Annotated in this window: 7 protein-coding genes; 6 read left to right on the top strand and 1 reads right to left on the bottom strand. The window is 54.5% G+C overall.

The window, feature by feature from the left end; genetic code table 11:
* The 4 genes from AB8B76_RS01225 to AB8B76_RS01210 form a co-directional block, all read left to right on the top strand.
* The coding region (locus AB8B76_RS01225) for a TonB-dependent receptor domain-containing protein (protein ID WP_405269085.1) at positions 1–424 on the top strand (424 nt) is incomplete at its 5' end.
* Positions 425–458: 34 nt separating this feature from the next.
* Positions 459–2,357, top strand: coding sequence for a DUF885 family protein (locus AB8B76_RS01220; protein WP_405269083.1), 1,899 nt, complete (start codon positions 459–461; stop codon positions 2,355–2,357).
* Positions 2,358–2,381: 24 nt separating this feature from the next.
* Positions 2,382–3,677, top strand: coding sequence for an amidohydrolase family protein (locus tag AB8B76_RS01215; RefSeq protein WP_405269080.1), 1,296 nt, complete (start codon positions 2,382–2,384; stop codon positions 3,675–3,677).
* Positions 3,678–3,708: 31 nt separating this feature from the next.
* Complete coding sequence (locus AB8B76_RS01210) at positions 3,709–5,010, top strand: NRAMP family divalent metal transporter (protein ID WP_405269077.1); 1,302 nt, start codon at positions 3,709–3,711, stop codon at positions 5,008–5,010.
* Between the two features lie 66 nt (positions 5,011–5,076).
* Here the strand turns inward: AB8B76_RS01210 and AB8B76_RS01205 are convergent, their stop codons facing one another.
* Complete coding sequence (locus AB8B76_RS01205; RefSeq protein ID WP_405269074.1) at positions 5,077–5,736, bottom strand: TetR/AcrR family transcriptional regulator; 660 nt, start codon at positions 5,734–5,736, stop codon at positions 5,077–5,079.
* A 188-nt stretch (positions 5,737–5,924) separates the two neighbouring features.
* Here AB8B76_RS01205 and AB8B76_RS01200 point away from each other — a divergent pair, with 188 nt between their 5' ends.
* The gene (locus tag AB8B76_RS01200; protein WP_405269071.1) at positions 5,925–6,740 is read left to right on the top strand and encodes an SDR family NAD(P)-dependent oxidoreductase; all 816 of its coding nucleotides are present in this window, start codon (positions 5,925–5,927) and stop codon (positions 6,738–6,740) included.
* The gene (locus AB8B76_RS01195; protein WP_405269068.1) at positions 6,737–7,153 is read left to right on the top strand and encodes a nuclear transport factor 2 family protein; all 417 of its coding nucleotides are present in this window, start codon (positions 6,737–6,739) and stop codon (positions 7,151–7,153) included. Before AB8B76_RS01200 ends, AB8B76_RS01195 begins: the two co-directional genes overlap by 4 nt.
* Positions 7,154–7,155 lie beyond the last annotated feature (2 nt).

Raw genomic sequence — 7,155 nt, 5'->3', positions numbered from 1 at the left:
CGTGGGTTGGTTACAAGCCGAGTATGAGGACTTCACAACGGTTATCGATGGCGCGCCACGTGTGCTGGATGGATTGACCGTCCCCAATTCGCCCGAGTGGACCGTGTCCGCAGACGCGGAGTACAGCTTTGCATTGACTGGAAATTTGGATGCCTTTGTGCGAGGTGAGTACATCTATCGCGATGAGATACGGTCTTCTATCGACTCTCTAATTCGTGAGGGCTTTCCCTGGGTTGTTCCGGCCTTTGATATCGTGAACCTGCGCGCGGGCATACAGCACGAGAACTACACCGTCGCTTTTTACGTGGAGAACTTGTTGGACGACACCTACTTCACTAACTCTTATCAGAAGGCCTTTGTCGGCGGGTTGCACATTGAGCCCGGCGTGCAGCGCTATGGTCTGCGAGCGCGATACAACTTCTGAGACTTGGCGAGTGTAGTCGGGGTTTCGTGAGGTGATGGCGGATGTAGTTTCGGCAAAAGCGGCGGTGGGAGTCGCTCCTTTGTCGCATGTCGCTAGGGCAGCGAGCTGGGCATGGTGGGGGCTGCTACGGACGTCGTTGCTTTGTGCTGTTTGTGTTGCAGCCACAGTCGTCGCCCCGCTCCCCGTCGCGGCCAAGGCAAACAATTTTCGAGTTTCCCTTGATCGCGACTTTGTTGCCTACATCGACGCCTGGCGGGATTTTTATCCCAGCCAGGCTTTTGCCTACGGCGATCGCAGCAGTGCTGCTGCTTTTGAAAACTTCAGTGATCACAACGTCGCGAGTTGGCTAGCACTTAATGTCAAAAGCCGCCAGGCCATGAAGGCTGTCCTTGCGCACTCGAATCCGGGTGTTTCTCCCGCGCAGCTTACGGACGCCAAGGTTCTTCTTGCCCAAGCAGAGGATGAATTGGCTACCTGGAGAGAAGACGCGCCGCTCACTCATCAGCCGCAGTGGTATGCCGAGCAGGTATCCCAGGCGCTCACCCATCTATTGGTGCGAGATCAGCTATCCAAGCAGATGCGCAGTGACGCGCTCATGGTGCGATTGCAAGGAGTAGAGAGGCTCTGCCGTCTGGGCGCGGTTTCGCTCACATCGGGGAACGCTCTGCGCACGCGTAGGGCGCTCCTTATCCTTAGCAATAGTAGTGAGTTTTATGAAAGCGGCTTACGAAAACTCCTTAAAGACTGGCCTGAAGCAACGGGCGAGCAAGCCTTCGGCGTGCAGATCACTCGAACCCTCGCGGCCATAAATAAGCTGATTCTTCACCTTCGCCAGAACATTTTACCGGTCGCCCAAGAGCAAGCTGCGATTGGGGAAGCGGTTTATACGGCGAAACTCAAGCGGCGAACCTCAGGTTTGTATAGTCCCCAGCGTCTGCTCGCTGCAGCGGGAGAAGAGCTCCGGGCCGTTCGTGCGTTGATGTATCAGGAGTCTGTGCGCTGGGCAAACTCTGTGGATGACCGGGCTGAAAAATTCCGCTTGCTAGAGCTTAGCGATGAGGAGCGTTTGACTGCTGCCCTAGAGGCGATGGAGTCCTATCGGCAGAACAATAGCGCCGATTTTCTAGTAAGTTTTACCGAGCTAACCCTCGCAGCTGAGCGTTTTGTTGAGGAGCAGGGCATTGCCACAATCCCCAAACCCACGACTTTGCTCATAGCGCTTTCGCCCGCGCACTTCAGCGGCGCCGCGGTAGGGGGCGTTTATCCCAGTGGCCCTTTTGATGCTTCGGCCGACACGCTGTTCTACATACCCTCGATACCGGATGATGCGCCGCCGGCGGCTAAAGAGGGGTTTTACCGATCGTTTAACACGCACTTCAACACCATGATTTTGTCTCATGAAATGTTTCCGGGTCATTATCTGCAATACAAGGTCGGCGTAAGCGAGGCGCCCGCGCTGCGTTCACTGTTCTCCAACGGATCGTATGTGGAGGGTTGGGGCAGCTTTGTCGAAGAGCTGATGCTGGATGCAGGCTGGGCAAACAATGCACCTTTGACGCGCTTGGCCCATCTTCGAAAACGCCTGGAGAACGCCACTCGGGCTTATGTGAGTGTGCAGGTAAATATGGCGAACTGGGGCGAGCAAGACGTATTGCGTTTTGCCCAGGACGAGGGCCTGCTGGCGCCACAGTTTGCAACGAATCTGTGGCAGCGCGTGGTGAATTCGCCACTTCAGATTACGGACTATTTTACCGGCTTTAAGGCATTCAAGGATCTTTATGATGAGCACCGAGCAGCTCCCTCGGAGACTTCGTTGCAGACATGGGTTGATGCCGTGTTGCGAGCCGGGCCGCTACCTATGGCCTTGCTCGAATCAGAAATAGCCAGGCAGATTGCACTATCGCAGGCTGCGTCAGATATGCCCCAATCGTAGGGGCTCATTGATAAGGACAGCACCATGAAGGGCACAAAAAAAATCATTGGCATGCTTACGTTCTGCCAAATACTCATGGCGGCCCAAGCGCTCGCTGCAGTCAGCGCAATTGTTGGCGGCAATATAGTGAATTTAGAGGGCGGACCAGCGCTCAGAAATGCGGTGATTTTGGTCGACGATGAGCGCATTGTCGCGCTGGGCGGCAGAAACGATGTTGACGTGCCTAGCGACGCCACGGTGGTAGATGTTTCCGGTAAGTGGCTGATTCCGGGTCTTATGAACATGCATGTTCACCCGGGACTGATCTTGCCGGGCAAGATGGCGAACGAGTTGGCCAACGAGACAGATGCTGCCCTAGCGCTGCGCATGGCGGCAGCGGCGCGGGGTATGTTGCAGGCAGGCGTAACGACGATTCGGGTTCCCGGCGATGAGCGTCACGCAGACTTGGCATTGGATCGATCCATAAAAAAGGGTGAGTCCGATGGTCCGCGCATTTTTTCGGCGGGGGAGTCTCTCATCATCACGGGCGGACACGGTTCTCAGCCCGGAGTTCTATATGCAGATGGTCCCGATGAACTCGTGAAAGCGGCGCGTCAGCAAATTAGCCTGGGGGCATCCTGGGTAAAAATACTCATATCGGGTGGTATCGCCACGGACGGCGGTGACATTGCAGAAGCCTTGATGACGCCGGAAGAAATCAATGCGGTGGTGGACGCAGCACATCGCTACGGGGCTAAAGTCGCTGCCCACTCGGGCTCCTCCGTGGCCACCACTGTAGCCGTTGAAGCGGGCGTCGATAGCATTGAACATGGCTACACCTTGGATAAAAAAGTGCTGCAAAAAATGAAGCGCGCGGGGACCTGGCTGGTCCCCACTATCGTGGTGAGTCAACCGGCGACTGCGCCGTTTTTTGAGCGTATTGGTTCACCCCAGTGGTATCTGGATCGCAGAGATTCAGTAGGCAAGCAGCACTGGGAGGCATTGCGAACGGCCATAGAGGTGGGTGTTAACATCGCCCTGGGTACGGATCAGCTTCCTCAAGAACCGAATGATGGTACGACGGCGACCGTGCGTGAGGCCGAATACTATGTCGAAGCGGGAATGACGCCACTGCAAGCGTTGCGAACCGCGACTATCCAGACCGCAAAAATGCTGGGCGCAGACGAGGACATCGGTTCCCTCGCCGTGGGCAAATATGCGGATATCGTCGCTGTTGATGCCGACCCCAGTGCCGATATCAGCGCTCTTCGATCAATCAACTTTGTGATGAAAAGCGGAAAGGTCTACCGCGACGATGCCGGCAGTCGCGTTTCGCGGTGATGTCTGGGCGCATGATTGAGGCGAGCGGTTCATGATTGTCCGTCTGTTTAGCAAGCTTGTAGGCCCGGCGGCTGTTATGGCCGCTGGCACCATGGGCGCCGGTGCCGTGGCCTCGTTTCTTTTAGCAGGAGCTTGGTTTCGCTACGACTTGTTGTGGGTGATTCTCGCGATGCTGCCGGTATTTGTTATTTCTGTAGACACCGCGTCGCGCATCGGTGCTCTGAATCCAACACAGGGGATGTTTGCCCTCGTTCGCAGCCGAATTAGCACGAGCCTCGCGTGGGTGATGTTGCTGATGATTGTCCCCGTGCATTTCTTGGTGACTATGGGACAAATCTCCGTCATGGCCTCAGCGTTCACGGCGTTACTGGGTTTAAGCCAGGGTGCTACCGATTCATTGCCGATGGCATATCGGGTATTGCTGTCGCTGGCTTTGTCCGGCGGGGTGCTGTGGCTGGTGTTTTCGAGAGGCTATCAGCGCATGCAACGGGTCATGACCGTGCTCATGGTTTTGATGTTCCTATGCTTTTTGGTGGTTGCCCTTCGTGGGTTGGCGGAGCTGCCGGCAATCCTCGCGGGGTTCGTGCCTACATTGCCGCCTGATCTTCCCGTGCCGGGCAGCGACAATCCCCGAATAGCAACGAGCTCAATTATTGCGATGGTCGGCGCCGCGGTAGCACCGGCAGCACTGCTTGGCATGCCTTATATGTGCGCCGACGATGGTAGCACTCGCGAAGAGCTGGCGTTGATCTTCAAGCAGGCCATTATCAATATGGGGGTCATTTTTGGCGCTTACGCGATTTTTGTTGTGATTGCCGGGGGCTATGCTTTGCACTCCTTGCCAGACTACGCGAGCTTCGCCGACGTGGGCCAGGCCTCTGCAGTGTTTCGCGATGCCTTGCCCGGGGTGCTTTCTCCCTTGGGGCCCATGGTTTTTTCTTTGGGCCTGTTTACTGCCGCGCTGACCACATTAGTTGTCGCTGCCCAGGTGACGATTTATTTTATTTTGGATATGGCAAATCAGGAGTGGCGCTTTGCCGATGACAATAAGCTCTATCACCGCGTGCTTACGGCCTTCGTTTTAGCAGCGGCTGCGCTGGCGCCATTTTGGGACTTTCCGGCCCTGCTCAAGGTGATTTTGCTGATGGGTATTAATGTCGTGGTGATCCCCCTGGGATTTGTGATCGTGATCCTGCTGGCAAATAACGGCAGTGTGATGCGCGAATTTAAAGCGCAATGGTGGCGTAACCTCACTTTAGCGATCGGCTTGTTTGTCTCTATCGCGCTGGCAGTCGATAAGGCGCCGCATTATTTTGATTTGTTGCTGGGCTGAGCACCGTCTCTTTTAGGTGGAGCGCGGGAGTCCATCCGTGATTTCGACCGGCATTTAGCGTCCTGTCTATGGGTCTGTATTTTGAAGATTTCGGATGGCCGCAAGGAAGCTATTTGCCGCTTCTGACAGCGTGACGTTGTTATCGAAGTACGCTGAGTTTCGAAGCCCGATAAGCAGTGCATACCCAATCTCTGCGGCCTGGGCCGGGCTTATTCCATCGCGTAAGCTGTGCTGTGACAGCATTAGCTCCAGTGACTCTTTGCAAGAGCGGTCAAACTGAGATTTAGTCTGGCGCATCACACCATCGTGTACAGCCTCACCGAAGCACTCAAGCATAAATCCGATATCAGCATAGGCGTCTTCACTCTCCTCGAACCAGAGCTCTGAGAGCAGAAAAATTCTCTCTTCGACGGGCTCCTCGCTAATTTCGGCGATACGCGCAAGAAACCACTGAGAGACGTTGTCAAAGTACTCTTCGAGAATTCGCTCTTTGCCCTGAAAGTAGTAGAGCAGATGGCTAGGGCTCATATCCGCTCTTTTTGCGATATGTGCCAGCGTAGTATTGCTATATCCCGTTTCTATAATGCAATCATGTAATGCGCGGAAGATTCTACGTCGCCGATTCTGGGCGCGATTAAGCCGTCCGTCGGCGGTACTGACATGCGATTGATCCTTGGGACCTAGCGTCCGGTTCCTGCTTGAGCTAACTGTATTGGCTTGCGTCATCGCTTGAATTAGAAACGTCCTTGAACAATTGATAGAAACACAGATAACAAACTAACGCAGGATAACTGATTCTTTTCACGGCCGAGACACCGGTTTCTGTGCACGTGCTAAAGATTCTTGAACAATATTCAAAACTCACCTATGCTCAGGCGATAATTTCAATAAAAATTAAATATAGGAATGACTCCATGGGTGTAGAAAACTTGCGGATCGTCATCACCGGTGCAGCCGTTGGCATCGGAGCTGGCACGGCTAAGCTTGCTGCGCAGCGAGGCGCTAGCGTTGTTTTATCTGATTTAAACTCCAAGGACGGAGAGGCCTTAGCCGCCGAGATTGTCAGCGATGGTGGACGGGCTATTTTTGTACCTTGCGATGTGACCAACGAAGACGATGTTCAAGCGCTTATGGCTGCGGCGAGCGACGCTTTTGGTGGTATTGACGTGCTCCACAACAATGCGGGTATTCACGAGAGCCTGATTTCTTCGGATTTAACGCTCGAGACGATGACTCGCGAGACGTTTGAGCGCGTTATCAGCGTGAACCTCACCGGCGCGTGGCTTTGCGCCAAGTACGCCCTGCCTTACCTAAGAAAAAGCGACAGTCCCTCCATTATTAATGCCGGTTCCACCAGTTCCATCACGGGCTACCCTCAGTGCCAGGCTTATGGTGCGAGTAAGGGCGGCATTATGCAGCTCACGAAAATGTTGGCGGTGGATTTAGCGGCCGATGGTATTCGAGTGAACTGCTATTGCCCGGGAGCCATACATACGCAGATCGTCGATAACTTTCTTGCCGCGGCCCCCGACCCGGCAGCGATGCTAAGCACGATGACCAACACGCACTTGATTCCGCGTATGGGGCAGCCAGTAGATGTCGCCGAGTTGGTGTGTTTTTTGGCAAGCCCGGAATCTGAGTTTGTAAACGGCGTGGTGTGGAATCTTGACGGTGGCTCTCTCGCTTGGCGTGGAACAATAGATATTCTAGGAATGGAGGCTAAGTCATGAGCCTGTCTACAGAGGATAAGCTTGCAATTATGGGTCTGCTGTCGCGATCAGCCTATGGCTATGACGAGCGTAAGCTCGATATGCTCGAGGCCTGTTTTGCCCAAGATGCGTCGTTTAGCATTCTTATCAAGGGTGGGGACCTCATGGGTCCTTTTGAGGGTCGCGAGGCAATCATGGGTCTTTATCGTGGTGCACTAGAGGCGCAGACCGATGTGCGCCGGCATGTTGTATCCAATGCGTTTTTTGAAACAGAGGGTTCGCAGCCCTCAGTCATCTCAAATCTGACGCTTTTTGCTACGGAAAATGCCGAGGCGCGTTTGCTGGCGACCGGTGTCTATCGCGATGTCGTCAAGCGTGAAGGGGATGCTTGGGTTATTCATCGACGACACCTGGACCTCGATGGTCCCTATTAAAA

Source organism: Congregibacter sp., from assembly GCF_045107095.1.
In the GTDB taxonomy this organism is placed as follows: domain Bacteria; phylum Pseudomonadota; class Gammaproteobacteria; order Pseudomonadales; family Halieaceae; genus Congregibacter.
This window is presented reverse-complemented; position numbering and strand designations above follow the sequence as displayed.

What these genes read in the sequence shown, in the direction of transcription:
- AB8B76_RS01210 (WP_405269077.1), top strand. Translation starts at nt 3,709, where the DNA reads ATGATTGTCCGTCTGTTTAGCAAGCTTGTAGGCCCGGCGGCTGTTATG.
- AB8B76_RS01200 (WP_405269071.1), top strand. Translation starts at nt 5,925, where the DNA reads ATGGGTGTAGAAAACTTGCGGATCGTCATCACCGGTGCAGCCGTTGGC.
- AB8B76_RS01195 (WP_405269068.1), top strand. Translation starts at nt 6,737, where the DNA reads ATGAGCCTGTCTACAGAGGATAAGCTTGCAATTATGGGTCTGCTGTCG.
- AB8B76_RS01205 (WP_405269074.1), bottom strand. Translation starts at nt 5,736, where the DNA reads ATGACGCAAGCCAATACAGTTAGCTCAAGCAGGAACCGGACGCTAGGT.
- AB8B76_RS01220 (WP_405269083.1), top strand. Translation starts at nt 459, where the DNA reads ATGGCGGATGTAGTTTCGGCAAAAGCGGCGGTGGGAGTCGCTCCTTTG.
- AB8B76_RS01215 (WP_405269080.1), top strand. Translation starts at nt 2,382, where the DNA reads ATGAAGGGCACAAAAAAAATCATTGGCATGCTTACGTTCTGCCAAATA.